Origin of the sequence: Rhodococcus sp. KRD162 (assembly GCF_017168335.1) — a bacterium.
GTDB lineage: Bacteria > Actinomycetota > Actinomycetes > Mycobacteriales > Mycobacteriaceae > Rhodococcoides.
The window spans coordinates 167,759-182,952 of sequence record NZ_JABFAU010000003.1 but is presented as its reverse complement, the minus strand read 5'-3'; the positions used below and the strand labels follow the sequence as shown (position 1 = coordinate 182,952).

Below are 15,194 nucleotides of genomic sequence, written 5' to 3'. Positions count from 1 at the left end.
ATCGCTTGGGCGGTACTCAATTTCCTCGACCCGAGTTTCCGTTACCGGAGTTGCCGTTGCTCGGGTTTCCGTTGCCGGGGTTGCTGTTGCCGGGGTTGCTGTTGCCGGGGTTGATGTTTCGGGGATTCACGGGGTCCGAGTTTCCATTGCCACGCCCGTTGCCGTTGCCGTTGCCATTGCCGTTGTTTCCGTTCCCTTGTCGAGGGGCGGGCGCGACCGAGTCTGTGGGCACCGGATCGGACCCTGGCACCGGCGCGGTCTCGGACGGGTTCGAGAACGCCGGAATCACCGGCTGCGGTACCGGCGCGGGAGTTGTGGTCACGGCCGCCGTCGACTCCGACACCGTCGAGGCATCGGGCGACGCCGGCACTTCGACGGAGCGGTCTTGCGAACCGGTGGCCAACCAGACGATCCCGGCTCCCAGCGCGATGAAGAGGACGGCCGCGGCAGGCGCGATCCATCGCCGGGGCGACGAGGCATCCGCTGTGGAGTGCCGAACTTGCTCGGCGGCAACTGTGTCAACGGGTGGAACGGGCAGTGCGGTAGTCGCCGGAAGAGAATCGGAACCTCGCGCGAGCCGACGCAGTCGGTGCGCAACTGCAGCAGCGTCCGGGCGATCCTCCGGCTGCCGCGCAGTCATTGCCGTCAGCAGCGAGTGCCAGTGCGGCCCGAGAGTCTCGGGAACTTCAGGATCACGGTGCAGGCGCGCAACGGCCGACGCGACGGCGCTGCCCGCGAATACCATTGTGCCGGTGAGGCACTCGATGAGGACCAGGCCCAAGGTATAGATGTCGGTCGGCGGTCCCGCAGACGTTCCCGTGGCCTGCTCGGGGCTGAGGTAGTGCGCGGTACCGACCGTGGTTCCGTGTGCGGTGAGTCGTTCGGCGTCGACGATGCGGGCGATACCGAAATCGGCGAGCTTCGCGCACTGCCCGACGCGGACGTCCGGTGGCTGCGCAACGAGTATGTTGGCCGGTTTGATGTCCCGGTGCACCACCCCTCGGTCGTGAATGTAGGCGAGTGCTTCTGCGATCTCGACACCGATCCGTGCGACATCGGCACCTGGCATCGATCGGCCTGCGCGATAGGACTCGAGCGTCGCACCGTCGATCAGTTCCATGACCAGGTACGGCACCGGCACCCCGGTGGTATCCGGTGCCGCTCCTGCATCGTGCAATGTCACCAGGCCGGGATGAGACAGCGACGCAAGTGTCCGAATTTCGGCGTCGATGCGTCCCGCCATGTCCTCCGGCTCGCCGTGGCGGAAGATTTTCACTGCCACGGACCTGCCGAGCACTCGATCATCGGCCGCTCGGACGTCCGCCATCGCGCCGCGTCCCAGAACGGCACCGAGTCGATAGCGACCCGCGAAAAGGTGATCGTCGGTGCCATGGGCACGCGGATCTGCTCCCGCCATGATCAACCGCCGTTCGTCGACTACTTCGAGCACCATATATCCACAGAATCGGCCTACAACGAGCAGTCGGACGTCCCGTCCACGGTCCCATCGGGCATGATGATCGGTTGGGTGGGGACAGAGCGAACAGCGTCGAGGAAGGCCCCACCATGCGTCCCCATTCGACTGGTGTGCCGATCTCGCCGATGTCTGTTCCGATCACGTCCGCGTACCAGCCGATCGTCGCCCTGGACGACCGATCCGTAGTGGGGTACGAGGCACTCGTCCGGACCTGCGGCGAGGGGCCACCGACGACGCCGACGGACCTACTGCGCGCAGCACGAGAGCAGTCGCTCACGGCCGAGTTCGACTGGCGGTGCAGGGCAACTGCCCTCCAAGGTGCCGTCGAAGCTCGCTATCCCGACCGGTTGGCGCTGTTCGTCAACGCCGAACCCACTGCGCTGGATGTGCCGCCTCCACCGGATTGCTTGCCGATGTTCGCCGAAGCCTCGGCACTGTCGATCGTCGTCGAGATCACCGAGCGCGACCTGATGGGCGATCCGGCCGGGCTGCTGAGGGCGGCCGAGCACGCCCGAAACCTGGGTTGGCGAGTCGCCATCGACGATGTAGGTGCGGATTCGACCAGCCTGGCGCTGATCCCGCTGTTGCGACCCGACGTGATCAAGCTCGACATGACACTCGTGCAAGGACGCTCGACCGACGAGACTGCAGCCATCGTTGCTGCCGTCGCCGCCGAGGCCGAATGCACCGGTGCCCTGGTACTGGCCGAGGGAATCGAAACCGATCGACACGAGGGTTACGCCCGAGACATGGGGGCAGTCCTGGGGCAGGGGTACCTGTACGGGCAACCGGGATCATTGCCGGACTTCGGTGTGGCGTCCCAGCCGGTTCGCTCGCTCGAGCTGAATGCGACAGTGACCGTGCGTGCACCGTTAGCGGTCACGCCCTATGGCGTGACCCAGCCCCTCAGTGCTCCCCGACACGCCGATTCGACCTTGCTCGACGCCATCGAGAACAGCCTGCTTCGCAGTGCTTGCGGCACCGGCAGCTCCACCGTCGTGTTGGCGACGCTCGACACGTCGACTGGACTCACCCCCGCCCGCGCGGCGATCTACGACGAATTGGCGGCCTGCACCGCTCTCACTGCTGTGTTCGACACGCATCCAGCGCCGATGGAGCACAGCTTCAGAGCAGTGCTCGTGGGCGCAGACGAACCTTTGGCGATAGAACGCTGTGTCGTGGTCGTGGCTCCGATGTCGAGCGCGGCGCTGATAGCGGTCGAACGTGGTGTGGGCGATGACGGCAGACCGAACTACGATTACCGACTCACCTACGACCGCCACGTGGTACTCGACGCGGCCACCGTGTTGCTCCGACGAGTACCCGATCGAACCGTGATATGAGTCGACGCCTGCCAGTCAAGATCACGTAAATTCTCGCTCGAAATGCAGTAAATTGCATCGCCCGTCGTCCATCTGCTGTTCACTCGAAGTCATGAGCTCTCATCCTCTCGCAACAGATCTTCTGGCCGCGGACGGAGGCACACTCAAATCGATCGAAACAGCGATCAACAACGCGTTCGATCCGATTTCTGCCGCAGTGTCGAACGTCGTCTTCTTCACCGTCGACATCGGCGGTGCCGCTGTGCCGCTGATCGTGCTGTGGTTGATCCTCGGTGCCATCGTCTTCACGCTCACGTTCAAGTTCATCCAGTTTCGCGGAGTCAAGAGATCCCTGATTCTGGTCAGTGGCAAGGAAGACGAGGCCGATGCTCCGGGGGAGGTGAGTCACTTCAGGGCACTCACGGCCGCGGTGTCGGGAACCGTCGGACTCGGCAACATTGCCGGCGTCGCGGTCGCGGTAACGCTCGGCGGACCCGGTGCCACCCTCTGGATGATTCTCGCCGGCTTACTGGGTATGGCGTCGAAATTCGTCGAGTGCACCCTCGGTGTGAAGTACCGAGACATCAACGAGGACGGCACCGTCTCCGGCGGTCCGATGAAGTACCTCACCAAGGGGCTCGCGGAGCGAGGGCTTGCACAGCTGGGCAAGGTCATGGCCGTCTTCTACGCCATCATCATCACCTTTTTCGCCGTCAGCGGCGGAAACATGTTCCAGGCCAACCAGACCTACGCCCAGGTTCGCTCCGTTACCGGCGGCGCGGACGGGTTCCTTGGTTCCGACGGGGCAAAGGCAGCCTTCGGACTGTTCATCGCCACGATCATCGGTCTGGTGATCATCGGCGGCATGAAGTCGATCTCGTCGGTGACTGCCAAGCTCGTTCCGTCCATGGCGCTGGTCTACATCGTCGCCTGTGCTGTCGTCATCGGCGTCAACTTTCGTTCGGTCCCTAGCGCATTCAGCGCGATATTCGAGGGCGCATTCTCGCCCGAGGGCGTTGCAGGAGGTGTGCTCGGGGTCATGATCATCGGTTTCCAGCGAGCCGCATTCTCCAACGAAGCGGGCTTGGGATCGGCCTCCATCGCTCACTCGGCGGTCAAGACCCGACACCCGGTCACCGAGGGCTTCGTGGCCATGCTCGAGCCGTTCATCGATACAGTCGTCATCTGTACCGCAACGGCTTTGACTATCGTCATCGCAAACACCGTCACCTGGCAGGACCAGCGCGCGATCGTCGCCGAGACCGGCGAACTACCGGCGGGCGGAGTGACGCTGACCTCGGACGCCTTCGAGACCGTGCTGCCGTGGTTCCCGTACGTGCTGACGATCGCGGTGGCGTTGTTCGCTCTGTCGACAGCGATCACCTGGGCGTACTACGGACTGCAGGCATGGACGTCACTGTTCGGTCGCAGCCGACTCTCGCGCACCTTCTTCAACGTCATGTTCTGCGTGTTCACCGTCATCGGAACTGTGCTCTCGCTCGGCTCGGTGTTGGACTTCGCCGACGCCACCCTGTTCCTGCTGGCATTCATCAACATCACCGGCCTGTACCTGCTGTTGCCTGTGGTCAAGCGTGAACTGTCCGAATACATGGCGATGCGACGGGGTGAGCCCGACAAGGTAGATGTCGATGGCTGAGCGTGTATGCCCTCGACGCTCCGGAGTGAAGCGGATCGTCCGAAGGTAGTCATGGCGTCGTCGAAGATCGATTTCAAGAAGACTCTCGACGCATACTCGGCGCGGCACAACGTCTTTCGCACCGTCGTTGTGCCGCCGCTGAGCTACCTGATGATCGACGGCAGCGGCGATCCGAACACAGCGCCGGAGTATGCGCAGGCACTCGCCGCCCTCTATCCAGTGGCCTATGCACTGAAGTTCGCCAGCAAGAAGCAGCTCGAGCGGGACTACGTCGTCATGCCGCTCGAGGCGCTGTGGTGGGCCGAGGACATGGCCTCGTTCACCACGGCGCGAAACAAGGCACGCTGGAGATGGACCGCCATGATCATGGTGCCGGACTGGATCGATAGACAGATGTTCGAGGAGGCGATCGCGACGACGCGCGTCAAGCGCGATGTCGCCGCGGTGAGCAGGATCCGGTTCGAGATCCTCGACGAGGGGCTGTGCGTGCAAACGTTGCATATCGGTTCCTACGACGACGAGGCGGGTGTGCTTGCCGTCATGCACGACGAAGCCATTTCGAAGGCGGGGCTGACGATGACCGGCAGACATCACGAGATCTACCTCGGTGATCCGCGCCGAGTCGAACCGGCGAAATTGCGGACCATCCTGCGCCAGCCGGTGACGCAGTGCGCGTAGTCCACGATGCTCTGACACGATGACCGTCATGACCAACGCGGTGCGTCCGGCGTCGTTCACGGCCGGCACCCTGACCTTGCTCGGTGCGCTCTACTTTGCTCAGGGACTGCCCTTCGGATTCTTCACCCAGGCACTGCCGGTGGTGCTACGAGAGTCGGGATTTTCGCTCGTCGAGATCAGTGCCACCGGTGTGCTGTTCGCTCCGTGGGCACTGAAGTTTCTGTGGGCACCGTACGTCGATCGCTACGGATCCAGGCGACGGTGGCTGCTGTCACTGCAGTGCGCGGCTGCCCTGGTGGCACTGGCGTTGTCGTTCCTCGATCTGTCGTCGACCTTGCGCTGGCTGTTCGTCGGTATTTTCGTCATGAACGCGATCTCGGCTACGCAGGATATAGCGACAGACGGTATCGCCGTACGTACGCTCACCGCGGCGCAGCGGGGACTCGGAAACGGTCTCCAAGTCGGTGCTTATCGAATCGGAATGGTGTGCGGCGGAGGGCTGCTGCTGTGGCTGTTCACTTTTTCCGGGTGGCGGGTGCTGTTCGTCGCAATGGCATTGCTCATCGTGCTGACAACGATCCCGGTGTGGTGGATGCGCACGCAGTTGAACGCAGCAGATGGCGATTTCGGTCGACATGTCGAGTCGGAGACTCCGGCACGGCTTGCCGGCGCGTGGTGGTCCCGGCTACGCAGGCCCGGCATGGTGGCGTTCATCCTGCTCATCATCGGCTTCAAATTCGGAAACTCGATGGGTTCGGCGCTCGTCGGCCCGTTTCTGTCCGACAGTGGACTGTCGCTTCGCCAGATCGCGTTGGTCGAGGGCGGTGTGTCCTCGGTCGCCGCGCTGGCCGGCGCAGCATTGGGGGCATGGATGTCGTTTCGGTACGGGCGACGCCACGCACTACTGATCGGAGGAGTGAGCCAAACCCTGAGCCTCGCGTTGTATGTCGTCGCGTCCTTCGGCGTCGGCGGATTTCCGCTGTTGGTCACGGCCAACATCACCGAGCACGTGCTCGGTGGGGCAGCCACTGTCGCGGTGTTCGCACTGATGATGGATGCATCCGAGAAGCGGTTCGCGGGGAGCGATTACACACTGATGGCGTGCGCGATCGTCCTCGCACAGGGTGTGGCCGGGTTGGCAGCAGGTGTGGTGGGTGACCTTCTGGGCTACACGGCGATGTTCGGATCTGCTTTCGTACTGTCCGGATTCGGCTGCGCGCTACTGATCTTCGCGCTGGACAGAGGCTGGGGCCCCGAGGGTCTGCGACAGGTCGTTCCGCCGAAGACCCTCGCCCGCTGACCGATCCGGCGGCGTGGCTCAGTTACCGTCGGGCGAACCGATGATGTTCACCATCCACTGCACACCGAACTTGTCGGTCAACATGCCGAACGTATCGCCCCACGGGGCTTTGTCCAGGCCCATCGTGAACTGTGCATCGACGGTCAAGCCGTTCCAGTAGCCGGTCAGTTCATCCGCTTCGACGCCGCTGAGCGAGACGCTCATGTTGTTTCCGGTGGTGTGCTCCATCGACGACGGGGTGTCCGAACCCATCAGCGTGAATCCGCTGGGTGTGGTCAGCTGACCGTGCATGATCTTGTTCTGGTCGGCGGGATCCTCGCTGGCGTTGGCCTCGCCGAGCGTGGTGAAGGTGAGTTCGCCACCGAACACCGACCGGTAGAACTCCATCGCCTCGCGGGCGTTGTCGCGGAACGACAGATAGGGATTGAGAACAGGCATGGTGGCTCCTCTATTCGCTGAACGATGCTCGCCGGATCGGCATCCGTCGAAAGAATAGACAACGGTCACGTTGTGAACTCACCGATCGAGTCAGATCGAGGCCTCGGAGTCCGCGAGAAGTGCGCGCAAAGCGTGCACATGACGGCGATAGGCGGTCTTGCCCTCGTGGGTCAGCGACAGCCATATCCGACGCGAGTCCGTGCGAGATCGCTGCTGGTCGACGTATCCCGCATCGACCAGAGCACTGACCTGTTTGCTCAGAGCCGACGCGCTGAGCCCACAGTGTTCTTTGACGATTGCGAGTTCGACGGTGGTGCCGGCCGCGAGGAGTGCGCAGATCCGGAGTCGGTGCGCAGGGTGAATGATCGGATCGAGATCGTCGGTCATCGGCTCGTGCTGCGGTAGTGAGCGAACGCGCCGATCGAATATGTGATGGATGCGGCGATCGCGAGTAGCACCGTTGGCCAGGTCGGGGGAGTGAACGCCACCGACGCCACGACGAAGACCGCGCACAGGATCACAGAGAACTGGAATGTCCTGTTGGTGGGCAATGCCCACGGGGTGCCCATGCGGTATCCGGTGATCGTGTTGACCCCCACGATTGCCGCTGCCAGGGCAACCAGTGCCACGAAGCGGGCGGGGTCGGACAGCAGAGGTGCGAGTGCCATCGCCCCGATGAGGAGTGCGTTGACCGGATAGAGCCATACCGGCCACGGGGTATCGCGTACTGCGCGCTGGACTCGGTCGATGTCATCGAGAGCGGATCGTGCTTCGGACGGGGTGGGCTTGCCGATGTTTTCCATAGTGGAAACTGTATTGGATAGTTTCCACTATGGCAACCATTGGTGTGGTCAGCTCTTGCGTTCGCCGCCCGGTCGCGGGAGCTCTGTTTCCCAGCGCCTTCGGCGTTCGTCGTCGGACTGTTCCCACCACGGTGTTCCGCGCTCACCCAATGCAACTTTGGTGGCCTGTACACCGGCGCGAGCCTCAGGAGCACCCGATGTGCGTTTCACCTCCCTGCGCCAGTCCATGAGGATCGATCGCAGCTCTGCATCGCGCTGCTCTGGAATCTTGGGATCCGTTGCGCGCCAGCGCCGCCCCTTGATGACGACGTAGCGACCGTCTTCGGTCGACTCGGGCTCTGCGGTCATGACCCCACCCTGCCATGTGTCAGCTACCGAGGTACTGCGGCACTTCGATCCCATCGATGCCCAATGCCACGGCAGCACGTGCGGTGACCGGCCCCACCAGATTGCCGGTTCCGTTGTAGCCGCCGAATGCGATCATCCCGTCGTCGACATGGGTGCACAGGGGGCGTCCGTCCGTGGTGAACCCGACCGACGCCGCCCACCGCGCGTTCACCGAAACCGACTGCCCAGCAAATGATGCGGCGACCGAATCGAGATATTTCTGTACCTGAGCAGTCGGTTCGCCCGACTGCGTCCATTCGTCTTCGGCGAACCGATCGCGGCCACCGCCGACGAACAGTCGACCGGACGCGTCCTGCTGCGCATAGTCGTACCCCCATCGGCCGTAGACAGGGCACGGCAGCCGATCCGCCGAGACAGGCGCGGTAGCGAGCATCTGCAAACGTGCCGTCCGAACTCGGCCGTCGAGTTGAGGCAGTATCCGTTCGAGTCGACCGTCCACGGCGACCAGAATCAGACCGCACCGAACAACCCCGCGGGGCGTCGTCACCACGCCCGGCTCGAGTGCAACCGCCGGGGTGTGCTCGAACAGCCGAGCGCGACCGGCCAACATCGATGCCATCGCCAGCGCTCGACGCGCAGGATTCACCACTGCGTCGTCGGGTAGGAATATCCCGTCGCCGAGCGCGCCTGCGTAGGTTTCCACCGCAATGTCGTGCTCGCCCAAGCAGTGCGCCAATGCCTGGCAATCCTGTTCATCGGCTGCATCGGCGGGAGCACCCGGAATCCCCGCGAGCCGAATTGACCCGGTGCGGCGCACCACCTCGGAGCCGAGACGTGCTTCGAGCGAATCGATCTCGGCGAGGGTAGCCCGATACAGATCGAGAGCGCACGGCCCCCATTCCGCGAGCGCGGTGTGCAAGAACGTTGCAGGACCGCCGAGCAGAAAGCCACCGTTTCGACCTGCGGCACCGGCGGCCACCCGACCGGCGTCGATTCCCACGACGTCGAGGCCACGATCCTGGAGTTCAGCGACAGCGGCGAGACCGGAACCCCCGAGGCCGACGACGCAGACCTCGGCGGTGCAATGGCCGTCCATCGAAGGCAGACCGGTCCAGCCGGACACGACAGGGTCGTCGTCCCATGCAGGCCTGGACTTTCCGCTCGCGTCGATGCCGATCATCGTGTCGATAGTATCTGCGGAACGCCGGGTGCATGATCTACGATTCCGAGAGCCATCCCGAGAACCCGTGAGGACCTCCCATGCGCACTCTGATCGTGACCGCCTTCGTCTCTCTCGACGGCGTGATGGAAGCCCCAGGAGGCGAAGCGGGCTACCGTAACTCCGGGTGGACGTTCACCGGCATCGAGTTCGATCCGGCGGCCTACGAGATCAAGGGCCGCGAACAGGATGAGGCGACGGCGCTGCTGCTCGGGCGCACCTCGTACGAGGCCTTCGCGCCGATCTGGCCCACCATGGACGATTTCGCCGGGTACAACGCGATGCCACGGTACGTGGTGTCGACGACGCTCGAGCAGGACGACTCGCGCTGGCCTGCAACCGTTCTGCGTTCTATCGATGATGTCGCCGAGCTCAGGGACTCCGATGGCGGGCCCATTTCGGTACACGGCAGTGCCACCCTCGGCCGATCACTGGCCGATGCGGGCCTCGTCGATCGATACCACCTACTCGTCTTTCCGCTCCTGCTCGGCGCGGGAAAGCGGCTGTTCAGTTCAGCCGACAAGGACACCACACATCTCGAACTGATCGAACATCAGGTGTACGGCAACGGAATTCAGAAGCAGGTATTCGACGTTCGCCACTGACGCACAACACGGTGACATCAGGTCAGACGTCGTCGCTTCGAATGGTGCGCCGCCGGACCGACACCAGTTGAAGTTCGGGCCGCGAGGCCGCGACGCGTTCGAGTCGGTCGAGAACATCGACGACGTGTTCGAGGTCTCCCGCTACGACCGATGCGCCCACGCCTGCTCGGCGGTGAAGTTCGCGATGATCGGTCTCTGCGACCGAGACAGCGAACTTTCGGTGCATTTCCGAAATCACCGGCCGGATCACCGAACGCTTCTCTTTGAGTGAGTGCACGTCGCCGAGGAGAAAGTCGAATTCGATCCATCCAATCCACATATGCCCGTCAGCGTACCGCTGAGGGGCGACCGACGCTGCACACTCGACTCGGCGATGCGGGTGGATACACGCCATCAGGCGCGTGGGTTCGTACACTGGCGACATGACCGCACCGGTAGGACAGGGCCCCCTACCGCCGAGCCTTGTCGAAATGGCGACCCGACAGGTGCGTTCCGAGGTGCTCAGTGGGGCACTCGAGCCCGGCTCTCGGGTGGTGGAGGAAACGCTCTGCGCACGCCTCGGCATCAGCAGAGCGCCGGTGCGCGAGGCGCTGCGGCTGCTTGCTCAGCAGGGCCTCGTAGAACATCTCCCGCGGCGGGGATTTCGGGTGACGGTCTGGTCCGCAGAGGATATTCTCGAACTGTTCGAGCTGCGCCAAGTGCTCGAACAGCACGCGATCACGCGTGCGCTCCCACTCGAATCGCCGCCCGAGAGAGCATTCGGGTCGGTGCGGGCAGCACTCGACGAGATGCGTGAGGCCGATGCTCGAGGGGACACCCTGGAGAAGGACGACGCGCACCGCCGATTCCATGAAGCCATCGTGGCGTTGGCCGGCAGTCGACAGTTGGATGTGGCGTATGCGCCCATCCTGCTGAAGTTGCAGCTTCCGATGGCGCGCAACCTCAGGGAGGAAGCGAGGGTCGCGAATCCGGTCGACGGGATCCGGCGCCATGAATGCTTGCTGGATGCGATCGAATCGAACGACGTCTCGGTTGCGCTCGCCGCACTGCGGCAACACGGTGAACTGACGTACCTGCACCTCGAGAGCATTTCCTAACAGACTCGAAACACGGCATCAACCTGCGGTAACAGAAAACTGTCGACAATCGACGGTATGAATTCAGATCAGGTTCCGGGGCCAAGGCCGACCATCGCCGCGATGCTCGACGCGTACCGCCGCGGCGAGGTCACTCTCGTCGACGTTGTCGACGAGTTCTCGGAAGCCGTCGCCACACGCGGTGACGACGGAACGTGGATCACCGTCGTATCTCGTACGGATCTGCTCGCTGCGGCAGCAGCGATAGATGCTCGACCCGATGCGCGTTCTCTGCCCCTGTACGGAATTCCATTCGGCGTGAAAGACAGCATCGATGTAGCCGGGTACCCGACCACGCTGGCCTGCCCCGACTATGCCCACACACCCGATTCGACGGCGCCGGCAGTTCAAGCACTGCTCGACGCGGGAGCGATATTCGTCGGCAAGACGAGCCTCGATCAGTTCGCCACCGGCCTGAACGGCACCCGCACGCCGCACACCATCCCGCGCAGTGTCTACGGCAACGACATGATCTCGGGCGGCTCGAGTTCCGGATCGGCACTGGCGGTCGCTCTGGGGCAGGTGCCGTTCTGCGTCGCCACCGACACCGCCGGGTCCGGTCGAGTGCCTGCTGCGCTCAACGGAATCGTGGGCTGGAAGCCCTCGCGTGGCCTGATCAGTACCACCGGACTCGTACCCGCATGCAAGTCGCTCGATTGCATCACCCTGATGGCGTCCACCGTCGAGGATCTGGATCTCGTCTTCGACGTCGTATGTGGTGAGGATCCGGCTGATGGTTGGTCACGTCCGCGAGGTAGCCGATACGACGGCCACGACATCACCGTCGGACTGCCGGACCCAGGACAGCTGGAGTTCTTCGGTGACACGACCATGGCCGACGCGCACTCGGCCGCGCGCAGTTCGCTACCCGAGCACGGATTCCGAACCACAGCAGTCGATCTCACTCCCTTCCTCGACGCCGGATCGCTGCTGTATCAGGGACCGTGGGTGGCCGAGCGCCTGGTCGAGTTCGATGATTTCCTCACCGAGCACTCGGACTCGATCGTGCCCGTCGTCCGCGACATCTTCCTGGGCGGACGGGCCTACACCGCCGTCGATGCTTTTCGGGCATTGCAGACGCTTCAGCAGCTCCGTGCACGGGTGGAGCAATTGTGGACCACGATGGATGTGATGGTCGTGCCGACCATCGGAACCACCTTCACCGTCACGGAGGTATTGGCGGATCCCATCGCCTGCAATACAGCGCTCGGTCACTACACCCACTTCGGAAACCTGCTCGACCTGACGGCGGTGGCCGTTCCCGTCGGACTGACCGAGGACGGTCGACCGGTCAGCCTCATGGTGATCGGGCCTGCGCTGGCCGACGACACCGTTCTCGCGGTTGCGGCCGAATTGCTCGGAGAGCGACGAGTCGTCTCGACACCGAGTGCGGCCGCAGAATCGGCAGTCGAGACCCTCGACATCGTCGTTGCCGGGCACCACCTGTCGGGTGAGCGGGCCAATCCTCAGCTGCTCGATCTGGGCGGATCTCTGGTGGAGGCGACGACCACCGCACCGACGTACACCCTGCTCCGGATCGGAACCTCCGATCCGACGCCCGGCCTGCTGCGAGTTCCATTCGGCGGCAGCGCAATAGACGTGGAGAGGTGGCGTCTGCCCGTCGCCTCTCTTGCTGTACTCGCGGGCAGACTGCCGGCGGTGCTCGCTCTGGGACGAGTGCAGCTGGCCGACGGGTCCGACGTTCTCGGCTACGTCTGCGACGCGACTGTGCAGACCGGGGCGGACCGTCACACCGTCGACGACATCAGCGAGTTCGGTGGCTGGCGGGCATATTCCCGGGCGATCAAATCCATACCCGATATTTCCACTGCAGCACAGGAGATCTCATGACCTCAACACAAGTTCGGGAGGCGAGGATTCCGTCGGCATCGCCGTCGGAATTCACTTTCGATCCCGAAACGACCGCACTACTCGTCATCGACATGCAGCGTGACTTCTTGCTGCCCGGAGGGTTCGGTGAGAGTCTCGGCAACGACGTCGGCCTGCTTCGATGCGTGATCGAACCCCTCGCAGCACTCGTGTCGGTCGCACGGGAGGCTGGGATTCCCGTGATCCATACTCGAGAGGGCCACCTTCCGGACCTGTCGGACTGTCCACCGGCCAAGTTGCGACGCGGGACCCCATCGCAACGAATAGGAGATCCGGGAGCGTTCGGCCGCATCCTCGTTCGCGGCGAGTTCGGTCACGACATCATCGACGAGTTGAAACCGATCGAAGGCGAGACGGTCATCGACAAACCCGGAAAGGGGGCGTTCTATGCAACCGAACTCTCCGACATTCTTGCGAGCGCAGGAATCACCACGCTGCTCGTCACCGGTGTGACGACCGAGGTGTGTGTGCACACCACCGTTCGGGAAGCCAACGATCGCGGATACGAGTGCCTGGTGGTGACGGACTGTGTCGGTTCGTATTTCCCGGAATTCCACCGTGTCGGCCTCGAGATGATCTCGGCTCAGGGCGGCATCTTCGGGTGGACCGCCCCCTCGGACGACGTCGTGAGCGCGTTGTCAGCCACCGTCCCCACTTCGGCCACTCGATAGGACCCAGCGATGACCACGGACGTCAAGAATTCGACTACGGCCGGCCCGCCGTCTTCCTTCAGCCTCTCGTGGTGGACCAAGGGAGACACCAACGCGTTCTTCGGACTCGGCTTCAACATACTCGTCAATGTGCTCACACTGACGACCCTGAGTATCGCGGTGGTCGCGATTCCGGGGAGCGATGTTCTCGGCACGTTGCTGCCTGCCCTCGGCATCGCCTTGATTCTCGGAAACCTGTACTACATGGTTCTCGCCCGTCGATTGGCCAAGCGCGAGAATCGAACCGACGTGACGGCCCTGCCCTACGGGCCGAGTGTTCCGCACATGTTCATCGTGGTCTTCGTGGTGATGCTGCCGGTCTACCTGTCGACGGGTGACCCGCTGCAGGCGTGGGCGGCGGGGCTGGCCTGGGCATTCATGATCGGCATCATCGTCATGATCGGGGCGTTCGTCGGACCCTACATTCGCAGGATCACTCCGCGGGCAGCGATGCTGGGCACGCTCGCCGGCATCTCCATCACCTTCATCGCCATGCGACCTGCGGCTCAGATGTGGGAGGCGGCCTGGATCGGATTGCCCGTTCTCGCAATCATTCTGATCGGCTTCTTCACCGATGTGAAGCTACCGGGCAATATTCCGGTCGGTCTCGCTGCGCTCCTGGTGGGTACCGCGATCGGCTGGATCGGCGGATACATGTCCGTTCCGGACGTGACCGAGGCCGCCGGCAACATTGCACTCGGCCTGCCCGATCTGCGGCTCGATCTACTCCTCGATGGTCTCGGCAATCTTGCGCCACTGCTGGCCACCGCAATTCCGTTGGGGGTCTACAACTTCACCGAAGCGATGAGCAACGTCGAAAGCGCGTCTGCTGCGGGGGACAACTACAACCTGCGCAGCGTGCTGCTCGCGGACGGACTCGGTGCGATCATCGGCTCTGCCTTCGGATCGCCCTTCCCGCCCGCGGTCTACATCGGCCATCCGGGCTGGAAGGACGCCGGAGGCCGAACCGGGTACTCACTGGTGTCGGGCATTGCGATCGGGCTGATGTGCTTCCTCGGGCTGTTCGGGCTGCTGGCAACACTTCTGCCCATTCCGGCGATCGTCCCGATTCTGCTCTACATCGGCCTGCTGATCGGTGCCCAAGCATTCCAAACGGTACCGAGGCTGCACGCCATCGCGGTGGTGGTGGCGCTGCTGCCCAACCTGGCAGAGTGGGCAGTCGGATTGATAGACAATGCGCTCAGTGCGGCGGGTACGTCGGCTTCCGAGGTCGGCAGTGAGGCGCTCGGCCAGGCGGGTGTCGTATACGAGGGTCTGAAGATGTTCGGATCCGGTGCGGTGCTTGCCGGGCTCATGCTCGGCACTATCGTCACGTTCGTTCTGGACAAACGTTTTCTCGCCGCCGCAGTGGCGGGTGGGGTAGCCGCAGCATTGGCGTGGGTCGGCTTGATCCACTCGCACGAAGTGGGATGGGCAGCCAACCCCCAAGTTGCCCTTGGATATCTGTTGTTCGGGTTGGTGTGTCTGGCGTACTCGAGGCTGATTCCGGCTCCACGGTCCACGGACGAACCGGAACCCGAGCCGGTGCACTAGCGAGCCTGCGGCGCAGATGTACCCGATGCGGGTCGCACGACCCGCATCGGGAACCGC

At 63.5% G+C, this 15,194-nt stretch carries 16 protein-coding genes; 9 read left to right on the top strand and 7 right to left on the bottom strand.

Annotated elements, in window-relative coordinates; all coding sequences use genetic code 11:
• Positions 1–16 precede the first annotated feature (16 nt).
• A complete protein-coding gene (locus J1M87_RS03325) occupies positions 17–1,453 on the bottom strand; it encodes a serine/threonine-protein kinase (RefSeq protein ID WP_241256303.1) in 1,437 nt (478 codons plus the stop codon).
• A gap of 149 nt (positions 1,454–1,602) precedes the next feature.
• Here J1M87_RS03325 and J1M87_RS03320 point away from each other — a divergent pair, with 149 nt between their 5' ends.
• The 4 genes from J1M87_RS03320 (at position 1,603) to J1M87_RS03305 (ending at position 6,434) form a co-directional block, all read left to right on the top strand.
• Positions 1,603–2,820 (top strand): EAL domain-containing protein, encoded by a 1,218-nt coding sequence (locus J1M87_RS03320; RefSeq protein WP_241256302.1) that lies wholly within the window; start codon positions 1,603–1,605, stop codon positions 2,818–2,820.
• Between the two features lie 91 nt (positions 2,821–2,911).
• Positions 2,912–4,456, top strand: a complete 1,545-nt coding sequence (locus tag J1M87_RS03315; protein WP_241256301.1) for a sodium:alanine symporter family protein — start codon at positions 2,912–2,914, stop codon at positions 4,454–4,456.
• A 51-nt stretch (positions 4,457–4,507) separates the two neighbouring features.
• Positions 4,508–5,134 carry a GyrI-like domain-containing protein gene (locus tag J1M87_RS03310; RefSeq protein WP_206487784.1) on the top strand — a complete coding sequence of 209 codons (627 nt, stop codon included), beginning with the start codon at positions 4,508–4,510 and terminating at the stop codon, positions 5,132–5,134.
• Between the two features lie 28 nt (positions 5,135–5,162).
• Positions 5,163–6,434, top strand: coding sequence for an MFS transporter (locus J1M87_RS03305; protein ID WP_206487782.1), 1,272 nt, complete (start codon positions 5,163–5,165; stop codon positions 6,432–6,434).
• A gap of 18 nt (positions 6,435–6,452) precedes the next feature.
• On the opposite strand, the gene J1M87_RS03300 is transcribed toward J1M87_RS03305, so the two are convergent.
• The 5 genes from J1M87_RS03300 to J1M87_RS03280 form a co-directional block, all read right to left on the bottom strand.
• A complete protein-coding gene (locus tag J1M87_RS03300) occupies positions 6,453–6,872 on the bottom strand; it encodes a VOC family protein (protein ID WP_206487780.1) in 420 nt (139 codons plus the stop codon).
• 90 nt (positions 6,873–6,962) lie between these two features.
• Positions 6,963–7,259 carry a transcriptional regulator gene (locus J1M87_RS03295; RefSeq protein WP_206487778.1) on the bottom strand — a complete coding sequence of 99 codons (297 nt, stop codon included), beginning with the start codon at positions 7,257–7,259 and terminating at the stop codon, positions 6,963–6,965.
• Entirely contained in the window at positions 7,256–7,675 is a 420-nt protein-coding gene (locus J1M87_RS03290; protein ID WP_206487776.1) for a hypothetical protein, read from the bottom strand. Before J1M87_RS03290 ends, J1M87_RS03295 begins: the two co-directional genes overlap by 4 nt.
• Positions 7,676–7,723: 48 nt before the next feature.
• Positions 7,724–8,023 carry a hypothetical protein gene (locus J1M87_RS03285; protein ID WP_206487774.1) on the bottom strand — a complete coding sequence of 100 codons (300 nt, stop codon included), beginning with the start codon at positions 8,021–8,023 and terminating at the stop codon, positions 7,724–7,726.
• Between the two features lie 19 nt (positions 8,024–8,042).
• Positions 8,043–9,203, bottom strand: a complete 1,161-nt coding sequence (locus tag J1M87_RS03280; protein ID WP_206487772.1) for an FAD-binding oxidoreductase — start codon at positions 9,201–9,203, stop codon at positions 8,043–8,045.
• An 80-nt stretch (positions 9,204–9,283) separates the two neighbouring features.
• Here J1M87_RS03280 and J1M87_RS03275 point away from each other — a divergent pair, with 80 nt between their 5' ends.
• Complete coding sequence (locus J1M87_RS03275; protein WP_206487770.1) at positions 9,284–9,847, top strand: dihydrofolate reductase family protein; 564 nt, start codon at positions 9,284–9,286, stop codon at positions 9,845–9,847.
• A gap of 22 nt (positions 9,848–9,869) precedes the next feature.
• On the opposite strand, the gene J1M87_RS03270 is transcribed toward J1M87_RS03275, so the two are convergent.
• Positions 9,870–10,166 carry a DUF503 domain-containing protein gene (locus tag J1M87_RS03270; protein ID WP_206487768.1) on the bottom strand — a complete coding sequence of 99 codons (297 nt, stop codon included), beginning with the start codon at positions 10,164–10,166 and terminating at the stop codon, positions 9,870–9,872.
• 103 nt (positions 10,167–10,269) lie between these two features.
• On the opposite strand from J1M87_RS03270, the gene J1M87_RS03265 reads away from it, so the two are divergent.
• Genes J1M87_RS03265 through J1M87_RS03250 form a run of 4 tightly spaced genes read left to right on the top strand, consistent with a single transcriptional unit; the run spans position 10,270 to position 15,137 of the window.
• Positions 10,270–10,944, top strand: coding sequence for a GntR family transcriptional regulator (locus tag J1M87_RS03265; RefSeq protein WP_206487766.1), 675 nt, complete (start codon positions 10,270–10,272; stop codon positions 10,942–10,944).
• A 57-nt stretch (positions 10,945–11,001) separates the two neighbouring features.
• Positions 11,002–12,834, top strand: coding sequence for an allophanate hydrolase (atzF, locus tag J1M87_RS03260; RefSeq protein WP_206487764.1), 1,833 nt, complete (start codon positions 11,002–11,004; stop codon positions 12,832–12,834).
• The gene (locus J1M87_RS03255; protein WP_206487762.1) at positions 12,831–13,544 is read left to right on the top strand and encodes a cysteine hydrolase family protein; all 714 of its coding nucleotides are present in this window, start codon (positions 12,831–12,833) and stop codon (positions 13,542–13,544) included. The genes atzF and J1M87_RS03255 overlap by 4 nt, the downstream gene beginning before the upstream one ends.
• Before the next feature lie 9 nt (positions 13,545–13,553).
• A complete protein-coding gene (locus tag J1M87_RS03250; RefSeq protein WP_206487760.1) occupies positions 13,554–15,137 on the top strand; it encodes a regulator in 1,584 nt (527 codons plus the stop codon).
• Positions 15,138–15,194 lie beyond the last annotated feature (57 nt).

Bases quoted from the DNA above. Each gene is read 5' to 3' on its own strand.
- J1M87_RS03275 (WP_206487770.1), top strand. From the start codon at position 9,284: ATGCGCACTCTGATCGTGACCGCCTTCGTCTCTCTCGACGGCGTGATG.
- J1M87_RS03295 (WP_206487778.1), bottom strand. From the start codon at position 7,259: ATGACCGACGATCTCGATCCGATCATTCACCCTGCGCACCGACTCCGG.
- J1M87_RS03285 (WP_206487774.1), bottom strand. From the start codon at position 8,023: ATGACCGCAGAGCCCGAGTCGACCGAAGACGGTCGCTACGTCGTCATC.
- J1M87_RS03265 (WP_206487766.1), top strand. From the start codon at position 10,270: ATGACCGCACCGGTAGGACAGGGCCCCCTACCGCCGAGCCTTGTCGAA.
- J1M87_RS03280 (WP_206487772.1), bottom strand. From the start codon at position 9,203: ATGATCGGCATCGACGCGAGCGGAAAGTCCAGGCCTGCATGGGACGAC.
- J1M87_RS03300 (WP_206487780.1), bottom strand. From the start codon at position 6,872: ATGCCTGTTCTCAATCCCTATCTGTCGTTCCGCGACAACGCCCGCGAG.
- J1M87_RS03315 (WP_241256301.1), top strand. From the start codon at position 2,912: ATGAGCTCTCATCCTCTCGCAACAGATCTTCTGGCCGCGGACGGAGGC.
- J1M87_RS03250 (WP_206487760.1), top strand. From the start codon at position 13,554: ATGACCACGGACGTCAAGAATTCGACTACGGCCGGCCCGCCGTCTTCC.
- J1M87_RS03310 (WP_206487784.1), top strand. From the start codon at position 4,508: ATGGCGTCGTCGAAGATCGATTTCAAGAAGACTCTCGACGCATACTCG.
- atzF (WP_206487764.1), top strand. From the start codon at position 11,002: ATGAATTCAGATCAGGTTCCGGGGCCAAGGCCGACCATCGCCGCGATG.
- J1M87_RS03255 (WP_206487762.1), top strand. From the start codon at position 12,831: ATGACCTCAACACAAGTTCGGGAGGCGAGGATTCCGTCGGCATCGCCG.
- J1M87_RS03290 (WP_206487776.1), bottom strand. From the start codon at position 7,675: ATGGAAAACATCGGCAAGCCCACCCCGTCCGAAGCACGATCCGCTCTC.
- J1M87_RS03320 (WP_241256302.1), top strand. From the start codon at position 1,603: ATGTCTGTTCCGATCACGTCCGCGTACCAGCCGATCGTCGCCCTGGAC.
- J1M87_RS03305 (WP_206487782.1), top strand. From the start codon at position 5,163: ATGACCAACGCGGTGCGTCCGGCGTCGTTCACGGCCGGCACCCTGACC.
- J1M87_RS03270 (WP_206487768.1), bottom strand. From the start codon at position 10,166: ATGTGGATTGGATGGATCGAATTCGACTTTCTCCTCGGCGACGTGCAC.
- J1M87_RS03325 (WP_241256303.1), bottom strand. From the start codon at position 1,453: ATGGTGCTCGAAGTAGTCGACGAACGGCGGTTGATCATGGCGGGAGCA.